Source organism: Pseudomonas sp. Pseusp9 (assembly GCF_059491265.1).
Genome location: NZ_CP168500.1, coordinates 872,794 through 893,637 on the forward strand (window position 1 = coordinate 872,794; position 20,844 = coordinate 893,637).

A 20,844-nucleotide genomic window follows, 5' to 3' on the forward strand; every position below is an offset into this window, starting at 1 on the left:
AAGTCGTTCGCCGACTTGCTGTTCAACTTAAAGGCAAGAGTGCTTTTGGTGTTTACCGATGCCTGTAGCCGCTTTCTGAAAGAAATGTAGGGATGCGAAGTTTAGTCTGGAAAGTCAGAGTTACTGACTGGCAGTCGTTATTCATCAAAAAACATCGCCCATAAAAAAGGCCGCTGCATACGCAGCGGCCAAGGTAAGACGTTGGATCAGGAGCTACAAATCAACGTCGGTGAACACGGGGCGATGAACCGAATCCTCAATTCATCTGAAATCTTTCATCACGGCGTGGGCCGGTACATCGTGCCTTGCGGTGGTTTACCGTGGCAGCCAGGCAAGAATAAGCCCTTGTTGTCGCAGGAAAAATACCAATTCCGGACATGCACTGTTGCAACCGGGGCAACAGTCAGGAATCGGGCGCTCGTCGTCTGGATGATGCCCCAGTGCCAGTCATCCTTTAGAGGTACACCACGAATACCTCCTTGGTGCGCTTATCGACCCCGGTGCCCGGCAGTAGGGTGAGGCCTTCTGTCACTCACCGGGGAAGACGCATGACAAAAACAACAATGCGCGCCATCTTCACACCGCAGGCGCTGGCGGCCGCGGTCGCATTAGGCTGTTGCGCCCAGGCGCAGGCCCTTTCATTCAACATCGGGGAAATCGAGGGGACGTTCGACTCCTCGTTGTCGGTCGGCGCGAGCTGGGGCATGCGTGACGCGGATAAATCCCTGGTGGGCATCGTCAACGGTGGTTCCGGCCAGTCTTCGACCGGCGACGACGGGCGATTGAACTTCAAGAAGGGCGAAACCTTCTCGAAGATCTTCAAGGGCATTCACGACCTCGAACTGAAGTACGGCGACACCGGCGCGTTTGTGCGTGGCAAGTACTGGTACGACTTCGAACTGAAGGATGAAAGCCGTCCATTCAAGGACATCAGCGATCACAATCGCAAAGAGGGCGCCAAGTCTTCAGGTGGACAAATCCTCGACGCTTTCGTCTATCACAACTACTCCATCGCCGATTTGCCGGGCACGGTGCGCGCCGGCAAGCAGGTGGTCAGTTGGGGGGAAAGCACGTTCATCGGCAATTCGATCAACAGCATCAACCCGGTCGACGTGTCCGCATTCCGTCGTCCTGGCGCCGAGATCAAGGAGGGCCTGATCCCGGTCAACATGCTGTTCGCCTCCCAGGGCCTGACGGAGAAGTTGACCGTCGAAGGCTTCTATCAACTGGAATGGGACCAGACGGTCGTCGATAACTGTGGCACCTTCTTTGGTGTCGATGTGGTGGCGGATGGCTGCAACAAGGGCTACACCGTCGCCAGCCCGGCCATTGCACCCTTGCAGCCGATTGCGGCTGCCTTTGGCCAGGGTTTCGAGGTCAGCAAGGAGGGCGTGATCGTTCCCCGTGGCGGTGACCGCGATGCCCGGGATTCCGGACAGTGGGGTACGGCGTTGCGCTGGCTGGGTGACGACACCGAATACGGCCTGTATTTCTTGAACTACCACAGCCGCGGCCCGAGCGTCGGGACCACCACCGCCGGCCTCAGTACACTGGCGAGCATTCCGGGGATCGTCGCTACCGCCAACCGCGTCGCCCCCGGCACCGGCTCAGGCCTGGCCCAAAGTGTGATGCTCGGTCGCGGCCAGTATTACCTCGAATACCCGGAGGACATCCGCCTCTACGGTGCCAGCTTCTCCACCACGTTACCCACCGGCACCGCGTGGAGCGGGGAAATCAGCTACCGCCCCAACGCCCCGGTGCAGGTCAACACCAATGACCTGACCCTGGCGTTGCTCAACCCTATCGCGGGCGGCGCAGCATCGCCCATCGCCACGTCACCGGGGGCCGACAACAAAGGCTACCGCCGCAAGGAGGTGACGCAGATCCAGAGCACCCTGACGCACTTCGTCGATCAGGTTGCGGGTGCGGATCGCCTGACCCTGGTGGGTGAGGCGGCGGTGGTTCGGGTCGGTGGTCTGGAAGCACGTACCAAACTGCGCTACGGCCGCGACTCGGTGTATGGCCAGTATGGATTCGGCGGCGATACCGACGGCTTCGTGACCTCGACTTCATGGGGTTATCGCGCCCGGGCCATCCTCGACTACAACAACCTCATCGCCGGGATCAACTTCAGACCCAACCTCTCGTGGTCCCACGACGTCTCAGGCTTTGGCCCCAACGGTCTGTTCAACGAAGGCGCCAAGGCCATCAGCCTCGGTGTCGATGCGGACTATCGCAACACCTATACCGCGAGCCTCAGTTACACCGACTTCTTCGGTGGGGACTTCAACACCCTGACCGACCGTGACTTCGTGGCGTTGAGCTTTGGCGTGAACTTCTGATCTGGCTGATAAGGATGATTTCGATGCGCAAGACAATGTTGCAACTGGGCGCGCTGACCCTCGGGTTGCTGGCCGCCAACGTGATGGCCGCGGTATCGCCGGAAGAAGCCAACAAGCTCGGCACCAGCCTTACACCGCTTGGTGCAGAGAAGGCCGGCAATGCCGATGGCTCGATTCCGGCCTGGACCGGCGGCATCCCGAAAAACGCGGGCGCGGTGGACAGCAAGGGTTTCCTGGCTGACCCGTTCGCCAGCGAAAAACCGTTGTTCGTGATCACCGCGGCGACCGTCGACAAATACAAGGACAAGCTCTCCGACGGCCAGATCGCGATGTTCAAGCGCTACCCCGAGACCTACCGGATTCCGGTCTACCCGAGCCACCGCACCGTGGCATTACCGACTGAAATCTATGAGTCGGCCAAGCGCAGTGCACTTAACGTAACACCGATCAACGACGGTAACGGTCTGGCCAACTTCACCGGCAATCGCTACTACGCATTTCCGATTCCGAAGAATGGCGTGGAAGTGATCTGGAACCACGTGACCCGTTACCACGGCGGCAATCTGCGGCGCACCATCACCCAGGCAACACCGCAGTCCAATGGCGATTTCACCGTGATCCGCTTCAAGGACGAGGTCGCCGTGCCCTCGCTGCTCAGCGATCTGAAACCGGGCAGCGACGATAACGTCCTCAACTACTTCAAGCAGGAAGTGACCGCACCGGCGCGGCTGGCGGGCAACGTATTGCTGGTTCACGAAACCCTCGACCAGGTAAAGGAGCCGCGCAAGGCCTGGATCTACAACGCTGGCCAGCGGCGGGTACGGCGTGCGCCACAGGTAGCCTATGACGGTGTCGGCACCTCGTCCGACGGCCTGCGCACCACCGACAACTTCGACATGTTTTCCGGCGCGCCGGATCGCTACGACTGGAAACTGGTCGGCAAGAAGGAGATGTACATTCCCTACAACAGCTACAAGCTCGATTCGCCAGAGCTCAAGTACACCGACGTGATCAAGGCCGGGCACATCAATCAGGACCTGACCCGCTACGAGCTGCACCGGGTCTGGGAAATCGTCGCCACGGTCAAGCCGAGTGAGCGGCACGTGTACGCCAAGCGCCACATGTACATCGATGAAGACAGCTGGCAAGTGGCGCTGGCCGACCACTACGACGGGCGTGGACAGCTCTGGCGCGTCGCCGAGGGCCATGCCCAGTTCTACTACGATCATCAGGTGCCGGCCTACACCGTCGAAGCGCTGTATGACCTGATTGCCGGTCGCTATATCGCCCTGGGAATGAAGAACGAAGAGAAGCGCAGCTTCGAATTCAACATCGATGCAAAGGCGGGGGACTACACACCAGCAGCCTTGCGTAGCACGGGAGTAAGGTAGGTTTCCTACATCCTCCTACACAAAAGGGTGACTTCTTGGTCACCTTTTTTATAGGGGACGATCAGTGTGTTGAATACTTCTTCAACAAGCGCTCGGGAGGGGTCTAGGGTGGCGCCAGAATTATAAAAAAGGCGCACCACTATGACTGCTATGAGGCACTGCCTGGACCGCCCTGGCTTCTTGCCCCGACTGTCGTCCCATCATCTGTCCCGCGAGCGGCTGATTGAGCCCATGCTGGTCTCGACTGCGCGGGTGAAGTTGCTGTGTGCGCCGGCCGGCAGTGGCAAGAGCGCGTTGCTCACCGAATGCCTGTTGCGAGCGCCGGAGCGCTGTCGGGTCTGTTGGCTGCCGTTGGCGGGGGAGGCGTTGAGTGCGGCGGATTTTCTTTTGCGCCTGACGCAAGCTTTGGGTCTGCCTTCGGCGGATGAGCCTGGGCTGCTGGCGCATCTGGCCCGATCAGAGGCGCCGACCTGGCTGTTTCTCGATGATTACTGCCGCGCACCCAACCCGGAACTCGACCGCATGCTCGATCGCCTGTTGGCCGTCGCCAGCCCGACGGTTACCTGGTGGCTGAGCTCCCGTCGACGACCCTCCTGTAACTGGCCGAGGCTGCTGCTGGATGACGAATTGTACGAGTGCGAAGGCCGGGCGCTGGCGTTCACCGAGGCCGAGGTCGGGCAATTGCTCAGTCATGTCGAGCCGTCCCAGGCGGCACAAACTGCCAAAAGGGTGGTTGAGCGCAGCGATGGCTGGTGTGCCGGCGTGCGGATCGCGTTACTCAACGGTTGTCCGTGGTCGGGTGAGCAGGGGCGTTCGGCAACGTTGCTCGATTATCTGCAACACGAGTTGTTCAACACCTTGCCGTCGGAATTGGTTGAGGTCTGGCTGGTATTGGTTCACCTGCCGCGCTTCAACGCCAGCTTGTGCGAGCATCTTTTCGGTATGGGGGAGGGCGCGCAGTGGCTGCACGCCTTGCAGGAAATGGGCTGCTTCATCGAGCCTTGGGAAGACTCCGTCGAGTGGCTGCGGATCTTCGAGCCACTGGCCCGGACGATGCGTGAAGAGCCGACCCCGGCTGGGCGATCCTGGCATCGCCGTGCATGCCAATGGTTCAGTGCTGAAGAGGACTGGCAAGGCGCCTTCGAGCAGGCGCTGCTGGCTCAGGAGTACGAAGTCGCTGTCAGCCTGTTGCAGCACTTCAGTTTCGAGCATTTGTTCCGGCGCGAAAATGTCTGTCTGTTGTTGACACTCCACGAGCGCCAGCATGCCGAGTTGACCCTTGTCACGCCGCAATTGGTGGGGCTGGTTACCGCTGCGTTGTTGTTTGCCGGACGCTTCGATCGTGCCGCCGCGTGCATCGAGCAACTGGCACGATTTGCCCCGCAACCTACGCAGGCGCTGCAGCGGCAACTGCTGGCACGCTGGCAGGCGCAGCAGGGCTGGTTGCTGCATTTGCAAGGCCGCATGGAGGCGGCCCGCGCGCACTTTCTCGATGCGCTGGGCGAGTTGAGCGCCGATGCCTGGCCGGCGCGATTGTTGTGCCTGTCGGGCCTGACCCAGCAGGCATTGCTCAACGGCGAACTCGATGCGGCACTGGCGTTCAATCGTGAGGCATTGTGTCTGGCGCGCGCCCAGAGTTCGTTATTGTTCGAAGGACTGCTTGAACTCGATCACGCGCAGTTGCTGGAGCTGCGCGGAGCGTTCCGGCGCGCCGAGGATTTGTTGGCAGATGTCTTTTCACGGTTGTCCCGACAGGCTGATCGGCCGACGCCGCTATTGGGGCGAATTGCTCTGCGACGAGGGCGATTGGCGCTTTGTCAGGGACAAGATGAGTTGGCTGCCGGTTTCTTTCAGTCCGGCCTGGAGGACTGTCTGCAAAGCCAGGACAAGCACGCTCTGTATGGCTTTCTTGGGCAAGCGCAAATAGCTGCCAATCAGCGTGATTACGCCCATGCGTTTGATCGTCTGCGCGAAGCCGAGCGCGTAATGCAGCAGCGGCAGATTCCCGATACGGTTTATCGTAGTGTGCTGCTGCAGATCAGCAGCCATTTCTGGTTGCAACAAGGGCGACCCGAATTGGCCTGTGAGGCGCTGACCCGGGTCTTGCGTCACTATCGCGGGCCTCGTGCGCGCCAGGCGCCACCGGCCACGCTTCAGCTGATTGCCCGGATCGAGTACCAATTGGTGTTGGCGCAGACCCATCTGCACCAGGCGCAAGACCCACTGGGGCGGCTCAAGGAGTTGCTCGAACACGCACAACAGCACGCGATGCTGGCGTTGGAAACAGAGCTGCAACTGGCGCTATGCGAAGTGGCGGACCGGATGGGCGACACTGTGTCAGCCAAGGCTGCACTGGATGCGGGACTGGCGGTGGCAAGTCGTTGCAACGGGCAGCAGGCATTACGCGAATTGGTATTGCGCCAGCCCGGTTTGCTCTGTCGTTTACAGGAGGAGGCGCCAGCGGTGGACATGACCGCCGATGCCAGCCTGTTGAGCGGACGAGAACTTGAAGTGCTTGGCCTGATTGCTCAAGGCAACTCCAATCAGCAAATCGCCGAGCAACTGTTCATTTCATTGCATACGGTTAAAACCCATGCCAGACGAATTCATAGCAAGCTGGGTGTTGAGCGTCGTACTCAAGCCGTGGCCATGGCGAAGAAGATGGGGTTGATATTGCACGCGTAGCCGGCACAACCGCTGTGTTCAGAGGGGCGACGTGGCGGGATCGAACCCCATGCGCCAACTCACCGCTCGGGTGGCCGCCAACAGGCGTTGCGCTGCCGGACCGTTTTCATCGGCGTGAAACAGCGAGGTCGGCCCGACCACGGTCAGCACTGCGGCAATCTTGCCCATCGCGTTGAACACCGGTGCCGACAAGGCATCCACGCCGGGCATCAACAACCCATGCACATGATGCAGGCCCCGTTGGCGGATTTGCTCGCAAATCGTCGTGTACACCAGCGGATCAGCCAAGGCGTGAGTGCTGCTGTTGTGCAACTCCTGAGCGCGCAAGTCCGTGGTTTCGAGTGCAGGCAGGTAAGCACCGAAAACCAGTCCGGTCGAGGAACTGAGCAACGGCAATACCGAGCCCAGTTGCGTCACCACCGTCACCGCGCGTACCGCCGGTTCGATATGCACCACGGTCGCGCCCTGATTGCCCCACACCGCCAGAAAACAGGTTTCGTTCAAGTCATCGCGCAACTCGGCGAGCGGCAGGGCGGCGACTTTCAGTACGTCCATACTGTTGAGTGCCGCCAACCCCACGCGCAAGGCTTCACGGCCCAGGCCGTAATGGTTGGTGGCTGCGTTCTGTTCGGCAAAGCCGCTGGCGATCAGGGCCTGTAAATAGCGGTGAACCTTGCTCGCCGGCATCTGCACATGTTCGGCCAGGCGCGACAGTGAAGTCGAGGGCGACAACTCGGCCAGTGCCTTGAGGATGTCGGTGCCAACCTCGGCCGAGCGGACTTTCTGTTTACCGTTGTTGTCGCTGGTTTTTTCCATGAGGGCACTGTGATCCGGAAACAAATTGGCGTCTTTATAGCTTGACGGTGGATGTCGATCAAATTACGTTATGCGTAATCAAATTACGATAAAAACAACTCGGGCGTGCCTCGACCTCTGCATCAGAGCGAGCGGCCACGGCCGACTCCCTGTTCAGGAGGCTCCATGAACCCCGATTCAACGACGCCAGCGTTGGCTTACCTGTCAGGCTTCGGCAACGAATTCAGCAGCGAAGCGTTGCCCGGCGCATTGCCCGTCGGCCAGAACTCCCCGCAAAAAGCCCCGTACGGCCTCTACACCGAACTGTTCTCCGGCACCGCGTTCACCATGCCGCGCAGCGAGGCGCGTCGCACCTGGATGTACCGTATTCAGCCGTCGGCCAACCATCCGGCGTTCGTCAAACTTGATCGGCAACTGGCCGGCGGCCCGCTGGGTGACGTGACCCCCAACCGCCTGCGCTGGAACCCGCTGGACATTCCCGCCGAGCCAACCGATTTCATCGACGGCCTGGTGAGCATGGCCGCCAACTCGGGCGCTGAAAAACCGGCCGGGATCAGCATCTACAACTACCGCGCCAACCGTTCCATGGAGCGCGTGTTCTTCAATGCCGACGGCGAAATGTTGCTGGTGCCTGAACTGGGGCGCCTGCGCATAGCCACCGAACTCGGTGTGCTTGAACTGGAACCGCTGGAAATTGCCGTATTGCCACGCGGTCTGAAATTCCGTATCGAGCTGCTCGACCCGCAAGCCCGCGGTTACGTCGCCGAAAACCATGGTGCGCCGCTGCGTCTGCCGGACCTGGGGCCGATTGGCAGCAATGGCCTGGCCAATCCGCGGGACTTCCTGACCCCGGTGGCGGCCTACGAAAACCTGCAACAACCCACCACGCTGGTGCAGAAATTCCTCGGTCAGCTGTGGGCGTGCGAGCTCAATCATTCGCCGCTCAACGTGGTTGCCTGGCACGGTAATAACGTGCCGTACAAATATGACCTGCGCCGTTTCAATACCATCGGCACCGTCAGTTTCGATCACCCTGATCCGTCGATCTTCACCGTGTTGACCTCGCCAACCAGCGTCCACGGCCTGGCCAACCTCGACTTCGTGATCTTCCCGCCACGCTGGATGGTGGCCGAGAAAACCTTCCGTCCGCCGTGGTTCCACCGCAACCTGATGAACGAGTACATGGGCCTGATCCAGGGCGAATATGACGCCAAGGCCGAAGGTTTCGTGCCAGGTGGCGCGTCTCTGCACAGCTGCATGAGCGCCCACGGTCCGGACGGGGAGACTTGCACCAAAGCGATCAACGCTGACCTCAAACCGGCGAAAATCGACAACACCATGGCGTTCATGTTCGAGACCAGCCAGGTGTTGCGACCAAGCCGTTTCGCCCTCGATTGCCCGCAACTGCAAAACACTTACGATGCCTGCTGGGCTACGCTGCCCGCCACTTTCGACCCGACCCGGAGATAACCCATGACGCAGACTTCCATCACTCGCAGCTGGGTTGCATCCGCCAACGGCCATGCTGATTTCCCGTTGCAAAACCTGCCGCTGGGCGTGTTCAGCCTCAACGGTTCGGCACCACGCAGCGGCGTGGCCATTGGCGAACACATCTTTGATCTGCAGGCGGCTCTTGAAGCCGGATTGTTCGATGGCGCCGCGAAGGCTGCCGTCGAGGCCACCTGTGGCGGCCAGTTGAATGCCTTCTTCGAACTGGGCCGCGAGGCTCGCGTCGCGTTGCGCGAGCGTTTGCTGGAACTGTTCGCCGAGGGCAGCACCCTGCACGGCAAGATCGAAGCCCAGGGTGCAAAACTGCTGCCGCTGGCGGCGGATTGCGAGATGCTCCTGCCGGCGAAAATCAACGATTACACCGACTTCTATGTCGGTATCGAGCACGCGCAGAACGTCGGCAAACTGTTCCGTCCCGACAACCCGTTGCTGCCGAACTACAAGTACGTGCCAATCGGCTACCACGGTCGTGCGTCGACCATTCGCCCGTCCGGCACCGACGTGCGCCGTCCGAAAGGCCAGACCTTGCCGACCGGTCAGAGCGAACCGACATTCGGCCCTTGCGCACGCCTGGACTACGAACTGGAACTGGGCATCTGGATCGGCCAGGGCAATGACATGGGCGACTCGATTGCCATTGGCGACGCTGCCGATCACATCGCCGGTTTCTGCCTGCTCAACGACTGGTCGGCTCGGGACATCCAGGCCTGGGAATACCAGCCGCTGGGGCCGTTCCTGTCAAAGAGCTTCATCACCAGTATTTCGCCGTGGGTTGTCACCGCCGAAGCGCTGGAGCCGTTCCGTCGTGCCCAGCCTGCGCGCCCGCAAGGCGATCCGCAGCCGCTGCCGTACTTGCTCGACAAGCGCGATCAGGCCGCTGGCGCGTTCGACATCGAGCTGGAGGTCCTGCTGCTCACCGAGGCCATGCGCGAGCAGAACCTGCCGGCCCATCGCCTGACCCTGAGCAACACCCGGCACATGTACTGGACCGTGGCGCAAATGGTCGCGCACCACAGCGTCAATGGTTGCCAATTGCAGGCCGGTGATCTGTTCGGTTCGGGCACGTTGTCGGGGCCGGAGAACGGTCAGTTCGGCAGCCTGCTGGAAATTACCGAGGGCGGTAAAAAGCCGATCGAGCTGGCATCGGGCGAGGTGCGCAGATTCCTTGAGGACGGTGACGAAATCATCCTGCGCGGCCGTTGCAGCCGTGACGGTTTCGCCTCCATCGGCTTCGGCGAATGCCGTGGCAAAGTGCTGCCGGCACGCTGAAAGGAGTGGCGCATGGAACTCTATACCTACTACCGTTCGACGTCTTCGTACCGGGTGCGTATCGCGTTGGCGCTCAAGGGCCTGGATTATCAATCTGTGCCCGTCAACCTGATCGCACCGCAGGGCGGCGAGCATCGGCAGCCGCCTTATCTGGGCATCAACCCGCAGGGTCGCGTGCCGGCCTTGCGCACCGATGAAGGCGAATTGCTGATCCAGTCTCCCGCGATCATCGAATACCTGGAGGAACGTTATCCACAGGTGCCACTGCTGTCCGGAGATCTGGCTGCCCGCGCTCATGAGCGCGGCGTGGCGGCAGTGATCGGCTGCGATGTGCACCCGCTGCATAACGTCAGCGTGCTCAATCAACTGCGCCAGACGGGCTTCGACGAACCACAAGTGGCGGAGTGGATCGGCCACTGGATCGTCCAGGGGTTGGCCACGGTAGAGCAGTTGATCGGTGATGACGGTTACTGCTTCGGCCCCGAGCCTGGGTTGGCGGACGTCTACCTGATCCCGCAGCTGTACGCGGCCGAGCGTTTCAAGGTTTCTCTTGAGGCTTTTCCGCGCATCCGGCGCGTGGCGGCATTGGCGGCGACACACCCGGCGTTCATCAAGGCGCATCCGGCGAACCAGCCAGACACACCTTAACGCTTCACACTGCCCTAATGTGGGAGCGAGCAGGCTCGCTCCCACAAGGTTTTGTGCTCAGTGAACAATGGCGTTTGGCGGCAGATGCCCCAGACGGTCCGTGAGGCGAATCCGCTGGATTGGATCGTCGCTGAGCAGCAGTGCGTGCTCCAGGTCAAAACGCTCGGCGTTCGGGCAGTCCAGCCGCTGGTACAGGCTGGCCCGGGCCAGGTAGTCGGTGGCACTGGCATTGCCCAGTTCCAGGACGCGATCGGCGTCGATCAAGGCATTGATGACATCGTCGTGGGACAGGTACAACTGGCGCAGGTTGCGCGACAGTCGTTGCAGCATCTGCACCGGCTCGGCGGTTGCCAGGTGTTCGGCGCTGAGCTTTATGTTCGGGCCGTACTGGCGGAGCAGTAATTCCCGACAATCGTTCGGATAAAGGCGACGGCCGCCGCAGGGATCGAGCAAATGATCGGCGCCCGGCACCCGCAGCAGGAAATGCCCGGGGAAGTTGACTCCGACCATGGGAATCTCCAGACCCCTGGCCAACTCCATTGCAATCAGTCCCAGCGTCAAGGGTTGGCCACGTCGGCGTTCCAGTACTTTGTCCAGCAGTGCAACTTGCGGGCGCAGAGGTGTGAAGTCGTCCTGGGCGAAGCCCAGTTCGTTCATGCGCCGCAACAGTGGTTGGGCCAGTTCGCTGACCGGAAGCATCGGCAAGCCGCCGCTGACCCGTTGTTGCAACGTCTGGAAGTCGGCCAGCAGCGCTTGCGGCTCCACCTCGCTGTCGTGCTCGGCCGCAATCCACAGTGCCGCCTCGAACAGCGCGGGCGGTGAACGTTGCAGGCAGGCGAAGAACGATTGGCGCGGGGTCATCAAAATCTCCGGGCAATGCCTCGTTTTAGTCCCCTCTCCGGCATTCGTCCAGTGCCGCAAAAAGGCGATCACGGGTTATTTCCGAAAGCCTGCATCGCGGCCGTGCTTATTCCTGTGCGCTTCTGCAATTTTTGGGCGCAAGCCTATACTGGCGACTACAAGAAGTGATTCGGGAGCCCTACGATGTTCGCTCTCATGCAAAGCACTCGCCTTGAATCGCTGCATCTGAGCGTCGACCCGGCCACCGGGTTGAAGGCGGTCATTGCCATTCATAACAGCCGCCTGGGGCCTGCCTTGGGCGGTTGTCGTTACCTTGCCTATCCCAGCGACGAGTCTGCGGTCGAGGATGCGGTGCGCCTTGCCCGCGGCATGAGTTACAAGGCGGCACTGGCCGGCCTGGCCCAGGGCGGCGGCGTGGGGGTGATCATTCGCCCGGTTCACGTGGCCAACCGTGCCGCGCTGTTCGAAGCCTTCGGGCGCTGTATCAATCAGCTCGACGGGCGCTACATCACGGCCATCGACAGTGGCACCTCGGTTGCGGATATGGATTGCATCGCCCAGCAAACCCAGCACGTCACCAGCACCACCTCGGCGGGTGACCCAGCGCCACACGCAGCGATGGGCGTGTTCACCGGTATTCGCGCCACGGCGATGGCGCGACTGGGCAGCGACAACCTCGAAGGCCTGCGCGTCGCCATTCAAGGCTTGGGCAATGTCGGTTATGCCCTGGCAGAACAATTGCACGCCGTCGGGGCCGAACTGCTGGTCAGCGATATCGATCACGGCAAGGTGCAACTGGCGATGGAGCAACTCGGGGCTCACCCCATCGCCAACGACGCGCTGCTCAGCACACCTTGCGATATTCTTGCGCCGTGCGGTTTGGGCGGGGTGCTGAACAGCCACAGCGTGACGCAACTGCGCTGCTCGGCAGTGGCCGGCTCGGCGAACAATCAGTTGACGCATCTGGACGTTGCCGACCAGCTTGAACGTCGCGGCATCCTGTACGCACCGGATTACGTGATCAATGCCGGTGGCTTGATCTATGTATCGCTCAAACATCGAGGTGAAGAGTTGGGAACCATCACTGCACACCTGTCGAAAATCAGTTCGCGACTCACCGAAGTCTTCGCCCACGCCCAGGCGGAAAAACGCTCACCGGCACGGGTGGCCGATGAATTGGCAGAGAAAGTGTTGTACCGCTGAATGGGATATGAGTTTTCCACAGGCATGAAAAAGGCCCTGAACCATTCGATTCAGGGCCTGTTCAATTTGGGCTTTGCTTACTTGGCGGCTTTTGGGGCCTTGGCAGGCTTGGCCGGGGTGACCGGCTCAGCGGCTTCAACGGCCTCGGCCGCTGCAACAGGTTCTGCGACTTCAACCGGTGTGCTGAGCAGTTCGGACAGGGCGTCCGGCTGGCTCTTGAACGCCTTGGCGAACACATCGCGATTCTTCGCCATGTAGATCCCGGCTTCTTCCACTTGCTGCTCGGTCAGGGACGGAACGGCTTTATGCAACACTTCAGCCAGCAATTCGGCCAGTTCGAGCATTTTGTCATGACGGTCAGCTTCGGCTTTATCCATGAACAAGCGCTCCAGATCTCGGCTGCTGCGGTATACCACTTCGACGGCCATTCACCACCTCACATGCCTTCACATTGGTTGTCGGTTTCGACTACTGTATCTATATACAGCTTAAAGGATAAGCGAATCCCTGCCTTTTGGGTAGTGGCTTTTTACTCTAGCTGCTGAGTCAGGATTCTGGCTGGGGATTTTATTCGGAGCAATCGGGACTCACTCGTTATGGCGTGATCAGTCGCTGACGAATAAAGTTGATTCTTCCAAGAAATTCCACTTTTGCTTGTGCTCTGTTTATCGGAGGGGGCTGCAATGCGTGATTATCAAAAAAAGCTCCCCAATCAGTATCAATCAGTCGCTCTTTGGTCGATGGATCGCTCGTAAAGAAAGCGAGATGTTCATCTGTTATCCGACTGGGTTCGATAGCGGAAAAACCAGGCTCCAATATTTGGTCATGATCTATGGCATAGGCTTTGCCAGCTAGATCAAAAACGATATTTCCATGCAGTCCGTCATCAATTCGATCCCGTGAGTTGAGCAAAAAATCAAACACATACAGGCTTGACTCCCGCCGATCAAAACTTACGGCTCCGGTGTTTGGCTGGATATAGCGAGAGAGAACGTGCCGGTCTTCTCCTGGCCGGATGATGGTGGCAGGAACAATGTTCAAGTTCAGTTTTTCACTAAAGCGGTAAGCAAAAACTTCGTTACTCGCACCGATGTGCTGTTTTGAAAGACCGTGGGCATCCAAAGCAAGCATCGACGAGTAATCTTTCAACACAAACCAGTCTGTCTCGGTGAATTTTGTCAGCCAGGTTTCGAAACTACTGGAAATGTCTTTTATTTTTATGAGGTCCAGAGCGGCACTGTCTACTTCAATAGCTTTATGTGGAGGGGGAAGGTCTGAGGGGACATCTAAATCACTAGCAGCCAATGCATATTGAGGTTGTGCTGACACTCGAGAGATTTCTGACGGCCCCGGGGGGATCGGGCGAGGTGTTGGGCGTCCAGGAACCGGAGGGCCAGCGGATTGCGTCGTGAAGAAAGGTCTGGCCGGAATGGGAGGTGGTGCGGTCCCTACCAGTCCGTTTGGGTCGACGCGCGAAATAGGGTTGTTGCCAACCATCATGTAGAGATTCAGCCCATCCACAGTTCCCGCCGGATCTGGGCTGAGCCACCGACACCACCACGATACGTAATACCGAAACCCATAATAGTAAAGCCCACTGATATCTCGCTCCTTGCCCGAATAGCGGATGGTCTTGTACTTGCCTTCGGTTTCACTGCGGGCGGCGAACCATGCCGTGCCACCAAACGGATAATAGCCTTCCCGATTCAGCACCCGCGCGTAAGCGTCCAGTTCCAGGGAGCTGGAACCCAAATGGTCGCTAAGACCAAAACGCAGTTGATCGTTTTCGACCTCTCCTGGGGGCCGGGTCTCCCAATGCAACACTCGAACATTGCCGCGTCCGGTCTGCACGTTGATCACGTGCAGGACTTCACTCCTGGCACTATTGGTACGTATCTCCAGGCCTGTCAGGTACAAAACCTCGGCAACATGGCTTACGTTTTTGGCTTGAGTGCTGGTGATCTTGCGTACTCGTTGTCCGCTACCGTCGTAGATGTAGCGTTCGCGGTCGTTAATGTTGTCTGCTCGACTGACCAGCGTGATCTCCTGCAATTGATTACGCAGGTTCCAGTTCATGTCCTGGCCTGCCTGTAAATGCTTGAGGTTGCCGTTCGGATCGAAGCGGTTGGCGAAGTCCGGCTCGCTTCCATCATCAGGCAATGGCAGGCTGCGATTGCTGTCTGGTGCGGTAATCATTTGCCGGCAATATTGCCGTGCTCCGACATGCACCAGTTTTTCCAGGTTACCGCCAGCGTCATATTCAAAGGTTTGAACGTAGTTGGCCATCTGTGTCGGATCAAGAGGCAGAGGCTGATGGTGCGGCAGTTCAGGGCCTTCGGAAGGCAAACAGCTTTCGCGCCCCGTGGCCTTGATCAGTTGGTAAAGCGAGTCGTAACCGAAGGTCGACTCAGGTCGTGTCTGTTGATTTTGAAAGTGACGCGTTGTGAGAGCCGCATCTGCAATTCGAACGATATTGCCTACCGGGTCGTAGTCATAAGTCAGATCTTGCAGTTTCGAATCAGTGGGAGGCCGCGAGACGAGCCGCAAAAGTCTGCCATCCTGAGGGTGGAATTCAGCGCTGCGGATCACGCCATTACCGGCCGTTTCACTTTGTACCTGGCCATTAGCGTTGTAGCTGATATCGCTGAGTACGACTTGCTCTGTTGCGTTGACCAGCTTCAACTGTATTCGACGGGTTTGTCCAAGCGGGTTGTAGCAGTGACGATGGCGATTTCCCTTTGCGTCTACCTGCTCCAATAACTCACCAGACGGTGCGTATCGAGAACTGGAAATGAAACCCTCTTCGTTGAGCAGTTCGTCACGAAGCGGCAGCTCCAATGGCCAGGACGGCGTGTGCACCTGCTTCAAAAAACGTCGTGTTTCCTCCAGAACCTGTCCATTGAGGTTATATCCTGCAATGTGCCGAGTGCCGGCAGTGTCGTCATGGCGAGTGAGGCGACCGCAACTGTTTTGCGCAGCAGATTTCGAATGGCTGTCACCAAAGGTGAAGCGTTCAACCGTTTTTGGTGCGCTCACCGCCTCCTGTTCGGTCACCGCTATCGGCCTGAGCAGTCGGTCGTATTGGACATATCTCCGGCCTGCCCGCGAGTCCCAGCTTAAACAGGTTGCTGCCACATCATTCAACAATGCCAACCGCCAGCCAGCATCCACATTCTCCGTGAGCAGCGCACCGCCACTCAGGCTGTAGTGGGTGACGAGATTGGGCTTGATTGCCGGTTCAGTTTGAGCCTGTTTTGCTAGGCGTGGGTCCCAATCGGCTACTCGTTGGCCAGCCTGATTGTAGGCCCGGCGAGTGATCCGAGCCTGGGCGGCGCCTCCCACCACGTTTCGGCAGTACCCGACATCACGAATCAACAGGCCTCTCGGCTCGATGACCGTGATCGTGGGTGTGGAATGGTCGAGGCTGCTTAAGTTGGTAGGCAAGGACAACTCGAAGTAAGAAGCTGCGATTCAGACAATGTGCCCCGATTTTCCAAACACGGATACTGTAAGAACTAACAGGTCAGCGCCGAGTGAAATGTCGTGGTTCACGCAGAACGTGCCTCGCGCCAACGGGCTACCATCTCACCTGACAGCCTCTGGCCTTTTTTCTGCATGCAGAATAACCGTCACGTCCAACCCGCATCATCCGGTCGAGCCGACCTAAGGAAGCATCATCGTGAAAATCAACTGGGCCGAAAAACTGCGGCAGAACGTGCATGGACTGGCCGAGTCCCTGGGCAACCTGTTCGTCGAAACCTTCCACTACCTGGCGCTGTTCGCCATTGGTGCGGTGACCGCGTGGGCGGCGGTGATGGAGTTTCTCGGGATGATCGAAGAGGGGCACATCAAGATCGATGACATCTTGCTGCTGTTCATCTACCTGGAACTGGGGGCGATGGTCGGGATTTACTTCAAGACTAACCACATGCCCGTGCGCTTCCTGATCTACGTGGCGATCACCGCGCTGACGCGGCTGCTGATTTCCAACGTTTCGCACCACAACCCGCCGGACTTGGGGATCATCTACCTGTGCGGCGGGATTCTGCTGCTGGCCTTTGCGATTCTGGTGGTGCGTTACGCTTCGTCGCAATTTCCTTCGGTAAAAATCGAGAACCCGCAACGCAAGACCGGTGCGGGTTCCAGTGAGCATCCAGAGGTCGAGAAGGGCGAAATCTAGAGCCCGAGCCCAGGGTGCAGCCGCCCTTTGACGGGAGGGGGCGGCAAGGTCCTTGCGCTGTCGGTGGTCATGGTTTCAAGAATTGCCACGGCGCTGTGGCCTTGTTCGATGGCAATGCCGAATTGAATGCTTTGAACCAGACGCTTGAGGCGTTTAGGGTCGTTGCGTTGTTCGGCGCTGATCATGCGTTTGGCCACCACGCGGCCGCTGTTGGAAAGGGTCAGCATGATGCTGCCGTCCAGGCCCTGAATGCTCAGGTTGATCTGGTAATCCGCTGCAAAGGCATCGGTAATGAGCTGGAAAGGGTTGTCCATGATACGTCACCGCCTGATTGAACGTGCAGTTGTTGACCGGTCGATATCGGGATTAGTTCGCAACACCGGACCATCGGCCATTCCATGGCTTGCATCAGGGGTGAAGCAAGGGGCATGCCGACAAAATTGTCGGACAGAAAACACGATCTGTAGGAGCGAGCTCGCTCGCGATGGTCGTGAACGATAACGCGTCAAACCAGATGGTTCGCGGCGCCTGAGGGTTTTTCGCGAGCAAGCTCGCTCCTACAGGGGGCCGCGTTTTTTGCACGTTTCAGGGCAATAAACTTCGACGTGCCTCCAAAGCGATCAGCATTCCACCCAGTTCACCGCCAGTCCGCCCCGTGACGTCTCTTTGTACTTGTCATGCATGTCGGCCCCGGTGTCGCGCATGGTGCGGATCACCCGGTCCAGGGAAATGAAGTGCTGGCCGTCGCCGCGCAAGGCCATTTGCGTGGCGTTGATTGCCTTCACGGCGGCGATCGCGTTGCGCTCGATACACGGCACCTGCACCAGTCCGCCAACCGGATCGCAGGTGAGGCCGAGGTTGTGTTCCAGGCCGATTTCGGCAGCGTTTTCCAGTTGCTCCGGGGTGGCGCCAAGCACCTCTGCCAGGCCGGCGGCGGCCATGGCGCAGGCGGAGCCGACTTCACCCTGGCAGCCGACTTCAGCCCCGGAGATCGAAGCGTTTTTCTTGCACAGGATGCCGACGGCCGCTGCGCCAAGGAAGAACGCGACCACGTCGTCGTCAGACGCATCGGCATTGAATTTCATGTAGTAATGCAGCACCGCCGGAATGATCCCCGCCGCGCCGTTGGTCGGCGCTGTGACCATGCGTCCGCCGGCCGCGTTTTCTTCGTTCACGGCCAAAGCGTACAGGTTGACCCATTCCATCGCTGACAAGGTGGACGTAATGACATTCGGCTTGCCGATTTCCTGCAGGCTGCGATGCAGTTTCGCCGCTCGACGTGGAACATTCAGGCCACCGGGCAGGATGCCTTCGTGGCGCAAGCCTTGCTCGACGCATTCGCGCATCACTGACCAGATATGCAGCAGGCCTTGGCGGATTTCGGCATCACCACGCCACGCCCGTTCGTTGGCCATCATCAGTTCACTCACCCGCAGCCCGTGCTCGTTGCACAACTTGAGCAGTTCGGCGGCACTGGAAAAGTCGTAAGGCAGCACCACATCGCCGGCCGGTGCGATCCCGGATTCGGCTTCGGCTGCCTCGATGATGAAACCGCCACCCACCGAGTAATAGGTTTGCTCGAACAGTTCACCGGTTTCGCCGAAGGCTGTCAGGGACATGGCATTGGGGTGATAGGGCAGGCTCTCGTTGAGCAGCACGAGATCGGTTTGCCAGTCGAAGGCAATGTCTGTAACGCCTGCCAGGCATAGTTTGCCGGTCTCGCGCAGGGTGTGGATGCGGCTGTCGATGGTGCCGGGATCGATGCGGTCGGGCCATTCGCCCATCAGGCCCATGACGCAGGCGCGGTCCGTTGCGTGGCCGACGCCGGTCGCCGACAGAGAACCGTAAAGGCGAATCTCCACGCGGCGCACGTTAGCCACCAAACCCTGTTCGAGCAGTTGTTGAGCAAAGGTCGCGGCAGCGCGCATCGGACCAACGGTATGGGAGCTGGACGGGCCGATGCCGACTTTGAAGAGATCGAAAACACTGATAGCCATGCTAAAGCCTGCAAAAGTAATGGAAGAGGAATCGCCGCCATTTTTGTAGGACAAGCGCAATTGCGGCGATACTGCCCGTCGAGGTCCTACGTGACCAACGAAATTTCCTAAGACATCCTTTAGCAGGACTAAACGATGAGCCGTCAATTACACGCCCAGACGTATGTCTGGCTGAACGTGTTTGCCTGTGCCGCGCGGCACCTGTCGTTCACTCGCTGCGCCGAGGAACTGCACATCACCCCGGGAGCGGTCAGCCAGCAGATCCGCCAGCTGGAAGAACGCCTGGGCTTTCGCCTGTTTCACCGCCGCGCCCGCGGCGTGGAGCTGAGTGCTGAGGGGCAGCGCCTGGCTATTACCGTCAACGAGGCCTATGGCAGCATCGACGCGGAATTGCGGCGACTGGATGCAGGCATGATCAGCGGGATTCTGCGGGTGCGCTCGATCCCGTCGTTCCTGAGCAAATGGCTGACGCCGCGCCTGCCGCGATTGCAGCAGCGTTTTCCGGACATTCAGTTGCGCCTGGTGGCCGAGGACAGCAGCGTGCCGCTGCATGAAGGCGACTTCGATCTGGCGATCGACCTGAACGACGGCAGCTACCCGGGCCTGTTATCCACAGCCTTGCTCGATGAACAGATTTTTCCGGTCTGCGCGCCAGGCCTGTTGCGTGGTCGTCCGCCACTGCACGGTCCGGCAGACCTGATGCACTTTCCCTTGCTGCACGACATCACCGCCTGGCGCGGCAGCTACGAGTACGCGGAATGGGAGTTTTACCTCAACGCCATCGGCTTCGAGGGCGCGGATGTGCGACGCGGGCATACCTTCAATCGCAATCACCTGACGATCGAGGCAGCCATCGCCGGGATGGGCGTGGCGATTGCCCGACGAACGCTGCTCAACGATGAGCTGGAACGCGGGGCGTTGATCGTGCCTTTCGGCATTGCAGTGCCTAACCACAAGCGCTATATGCTGCTCTATGCACCGGGTGCGCTGAGCCATCCAGGCGTGCGTGCGGTGCATGACTGGCTGGTGGAAGAAGCGGGGATTTTTCGCAGCCTGCACCCACTGGGCGAGCGGCAGATGTAGGGAATTCGGGCCGCCAGGCAGGGCGACCCAACTCCCGACCTTAACAGCGCTTTTGCTCGTTGTCCGGCTTTTTCTGTGTATGAATATTTATCTTTTTACAGGGGTTGAATTGTTCAGCATACAGACCGATTGTGTAACCAAGAGGTCACGGTGATGACGCCCAAGGGCTTAGCTGACCGGCCTCTCGCGAGCTAGCTGAAATAAGGGATGAACTATGCAAATCCAAGTCAATAGCGATAACCATATTCAAGGCAGTAAACGACTGGAGGAGTGGGTACGTACAACCATTGAGAGCACGCTCGAACGCTACGAAGAGGACCTGACACGGGTCGAGGTTCACCTGCGGGACGAGAACGGCGACAAGCCGGGTCCCCACGACATGCGCTGCCAGCTGGAGGCGCGGCCAAAAGGCCACCAACCGGTTTCCGTCACCCATAAGGCCTCCACCATGGAGCAGGCGATCGACGGTGCCGCAGCCAAACTTGAACATGCGCTGGAGCATATGTTTGGCAAATTGCGCGGTAAACGCGCCAACGTGGTACCCCTCGAAAGTGGCGCCCATGCCGACCGGCTGCTGGAAGAAGAGTTTCTGGAAAACGAACAGGCGGCCCTTAACGGCTGACACCTGATTCACTTTTTACCTTCCTATGAGAACGGGCCTGCATTGCAGGCCCGTTTTGGTTTCAGGTGTTTGTCAGCTCTGGCACAAAAGTGATCGGAATTGCGCCGCAAGCAACAGGCGTAATGGAGGGAATTATCCGATCATTTTGCGTATGAGAATCTTTATCATTAGTATTGTGACCTTGCCGGCCCCCTGACGCTGTCGTGGCCTTCCCCGGTTTCCAGGTCGAACCATGAAC

Annotated in this window: 15 protein-coding genes and 1 pseudogene; 10 read left to right on the forward strand and 6 right to left on the reverse strand. The window is 59.2% G+C overall.

Annotated features, from left to right (window positions below):
* Positions 1 to 548 precede the first annotated feature (548 nt).
* The 3 genes from ACEN8E_RS03840 to ACEN8E_RS03850 all read left to right on the forward strand — a co-directional run bounded on the left by ACEN8E_RS03840 (position 549) and on the right by ACEN8E_RS03850 (position 6,418).
* Complete coding sequence (locus ACEN8E_RS03840; RefSeq protein WP_495591490.1) at positions 549 to 2,342, forward strand: DUF1302 domain-containing protein; 1,794 nt, start codon at positions 549 to 551, stop codon at positions 2,340 to 2,342.
* A 23-nt stretch (positions 2,343 to 2,365) separates the two neighbouring features.
* Entirely contained in the window at positions 2,366 to 3,733 is a 1,368-nt protein-coding gene (locus tag ACEN8E_RS03845) for a DUF1329 domain-containing protein (RefSeq protein WP_495591491.1), read from the forward strand.
* Positions 3,734 to 3,874: 141 nt separating this feature from the next.
* Positions 3,875 to 6,418: a LuxR C-terminal-related transcriptional regulator gene (locus ACEN8E_RS03850; protein WP_495591492.1), complete on the forward strand. Its 2,544-nt coding sequence runs from the start codon at positions 3,875 to 3,877 to the stop codon at positions 6,416 to 6,418.
* A gap of 18 nt (positions 6,419 to 6,436) precedes the next feature.
* Here the strand turns inward: ACEN8E_RS03850 and ACEN8E_RS03855 are convergent, their stop codons facing one another.
* Positions 6,437 to 7,234, reverse strand: a complete 798-nt coding sequence (locus ACEN8E_RS03855) for an IclR family transcriptional regulator (RefSeq protein ID WP_495591493.1) — start codon at positions 7,232 to 7,234, stop codon at positions 6,437 to 6,439.
* 165 nt (positions 7,235 to 7,399) lie between these two features.
* Here ACEN8E_RS03855 and hmgA point away from each other — a divergent pair, with 165 nt between their 5' ends.
* From hmgA to maiA, 3 genes are read left to right on the forward strand one after another with little or no spacing between them, the layout of a single operon-like run.
* A complete protein-coding gene (gene hmgA, locus ACEN8E_RS03860) occupies positions 7,400 to 8,704 on the forward strand; it encodes a homogentisate 1,2-dioxygenase (protein WP_495591494.1) in 1,305 nt (434 codons plus the stop codon).
* 3 nt (positions 8,705 to 8,707) lie between these two features.
* Positions 8,708 to 10,012 (forward strand): fumarylacetoacetase, encoded by a 1,305-nt coding sequence (gene fahA, locus ACEN8E_RS03865; protein WP_495591495.1) that lies wholly within the window; start codon positions 8,708 to 8,710, stop codon positions 10,010 to 10,012.
* Between the two features lie 12 nt (positions 10,013 to 10,024).
* Positions 10,025 to 10,660 carry a maleylacetoacetate isomerase gene (gene maiA, locus ACEN8E_RS03870; RefSeq protein WP_495591496.1) on the forward strand — a complete coding sequence of 212 codons (636 nt, stop codon included), beginning with the start codon at positions 10,025 to 10,027 and terminating at the stop codon, positions 10,658 to 10,660.
* Positions 10,661 to 10,717: 57 nt separating this feature from the next.
* On the opposite strand, the gene ACEN8E_RS03875 is transcribed toward maiA, so the two are convergent.
* Positions 10,718 to 11,521, reverse strand: a complete 804-nt coding sequence (locus tag ACEN8E_RS03875; RefSeq protein WP_495591497.1) for a SirB1 family protein — start codon at positions 11,519 to 11,521, stop codon at positions 10,718 to 10,720.
* A gap of 183 nt (positions 11,522 to 11,704) precedes the next feature.
* Between ACEN8E_RS03875 and ACEN8E_RS03880 the strand changes: the two genes are divergently transcribed.
* The gene (locus ACEN8E_RS03880) at positions 11,705 to 12,724 is read left to right on the forward strand and encodes a Glu/Leu/Phe/Val dehydrogenase family protein (protein WP_495591498.1); all 1,020 of its coding nucleotides are present in this window, start codon (positions 11,705 to 11,707) and stop codon (positions 12,722 to 12,724) included.
* A gap of 188 nt (positions 12,725 to 12,912) precedes the next feature.
* On the opposite strand, the pseudogene ACEN8E_RS03885 reads toward ACEN8E_RS03880, so the two are convergent.
* Together ACEN8E_RS03885 and ACEN8E_RS03890 are read right to left on the reverse strand one after the other, a co-directional pair.
* Positions 12,913 to 13,152: pseudogene (locus tag ACEN8E_RS03885) on the reverse strand (YebG family protein); the annotation flags it as partial.
* 166 nt (positions 13,153 to 13,318) lie between these two features.
* On the reverse strand, positions 13,319 to 16,168 hold the full coding sequence (locus ACEN8E_RS03890) for an RHS repeat domain-containing protein (RefSeq protein WP_495591499.1): 2,850 nt from the start codon (positions 16,166 to 16,168) through the stop codon (positions 13,319 to 13,321).
* Between the two features lie 235 nt (positions 16,169 to 16,403).
* Between ACEN8E_RS03890 and ACEN8E_RS03895 the strand changes: the two genes are divergently transcribed.
* Positions 16,404 to 16,904: a phosphate-starvation-inducible protein PsiE gene (locus ACEN8E_RS03895; protein WP_429366182.1), complete on the forward strand. Its 501-nt coding sequence runs from the start codon at positions 16,404 to 16,406 to the stop codon at positions 16,902 to 16,904.
* Here ACEN8E_RS03895 and ACEN8E_RS03900 read toward each other — a convergent pair.
* The gene (locus ACEN8E_RS03900) at positions 16,901 to 17,218 is read right to left on the reverse strand and encodes a DUF3509 domain-containing protein (protein WP_495591500.1); all 318 of its coding nucleotides are present in this window, start codon (positions 17,216 to 17,218) and stop codon (positions 16,901 to 16,903) included. The two genes, ACEN8E_RS03895 and ACEN8E_RS03900, sit on opposite strands and share 4 nt — an antisense overlap.
* A 306-nt stretch (positions 17,219 to 17,524) precedes the next feature.
* Entirely contained in the window at positions 17,525 to 18,901 is a 1,377-nt protein-coding gene (locus ACEN8E_RS03905; protein WP_495591501.1) for an L-serine ammonia-lyase, read from the reverse strand.
* A gap of 135 nt (positions 18,902 to 19,036) precedes the next feature.
* On the opposite strand from ACEN8E_RS03905, the gene ACEN8E_RS03910 reads away from it, so the two are divergent.
* Positions 19,037 to 19,984 carry a LysR substrate-binding domain-containing protein gene (locus tag ACEN8E_RS03910; protein WP_495591502.1) on the forward strand — a complete coding sequence of 316 codons (948 nt, stop codon included), beginning with the start codon at positions 19,037 to 19,039 and terminating at the stop codon, positions 19,982 to 19,984.
* A 214-nt stretch (positions 19,985 to 20,198) separates the two neighbouring features.
* Positions 20,199 to 20,606 (forward strand): HPF/RaiA family ribosome-associated protein, encoded by a 408-nt coding sequence (locus ACEN8E_RS03915; RefSeq protein ID WP_495591503.1) that lies wholly within the window; start codon positions 20,199 to 20,201, stop codon positions 20,604 to 20,606.
* The last annotated feature ends 238 nt before the right edge of the window (positions 20,607 to 20,844 follow it).

Bases quoted from the DNA above. Each gene is read 5' to 3' on its own strand.
- ACEN8E_RS03840 (WP_495591490.1), top strand. From the start codon at position 549: ATGACAAAAACAACAATGCGCGCCATCTTCACACCGCAGGCGCTGGCG.
- ACEN8E_RS03845 (WP_495591491.1), top strand. From the start codon at position 2,366: ATGCGCAAGACAATGTTGCAACTGGGCGCGCTGACCCTCGGGTTGCTG.
- ACEN8E_RS03850 (WP_495591492.1), top strand. From the start codon at position 3,875: ATGACTGCTATGAGGCACTGCCTGGACCGCCCTGGCTTCTTGCCCCGA.
- ACEN8E_RS03855 (WP_495591493.1), bottom strand. From the start codon at position 7,234: ATGGAAAAAACCAGCGACAACAACGGTAAACAGAAAGTCCGCTCGGCC.
- hmgA (WP_495591494.1), top strand. From the start codon at position 7,400: ATGAACCCCGATTCAACGACGCCAGCGTTGGCTTACCTGTCAGGCTTC.
- fahA (WP_495591495.1), top strand. From the start codon at position 8,708: ATGACGCAGACTTCCATCACTCGCAGCTGGGTTGCATCCGCCAACGGC.
- maiA (WP_495591496.1), top strand. From the start codon at position 10,025: ATGGAACTCTATACCTACTACCGTTCGACGTCTTCGTACCGGGTGCGT.
- ACEN8E_RS03875 (WP_495591497.1), bottom strand. From the start codon at position 11,521: ATGACCCCGCGCCAATCGTTCTTCGCCTGCCTGCAACGTTCACCGCCC.
- ACEN8E_RS03880 (WP_495591498.1), top strand. From the start codon at position 11,705: ATGTTCGCTCTCATGCAAAGCACTCGCCTTGAATCGCTGCATCTGAGC.
- ACEN8E_RS03900 (WP_495591500.1), bottom strand. From the start codon at position 17,218: ATGGACAACCCTTTCCAGCTCATTACCGATGCCTTTGCAGCGGATTAC.
- ACEN8E_RS03905 (WP_495591501.1), bottom strand. From the start codon at position 18,901: ATGGCTATCAGTGTTTTCGATCTCTTCAAAGTCGGCATCGGCCCGTCC.
- ACEN8E_RS03910 (WP_495591502.1), top strand. From the start codon at position 19,037: ATGAGCCGTCAATTACACGCCCAGACGTATGTCTGGCTGAACGTGTTT.
- ACEN8E_RS03915 (WP_495591503.1), top strand. From the start codon at position 20,199: ATGCAAATCCAAGTCAATAGCGATAACCATATTCAAGGCAGTAAACGA.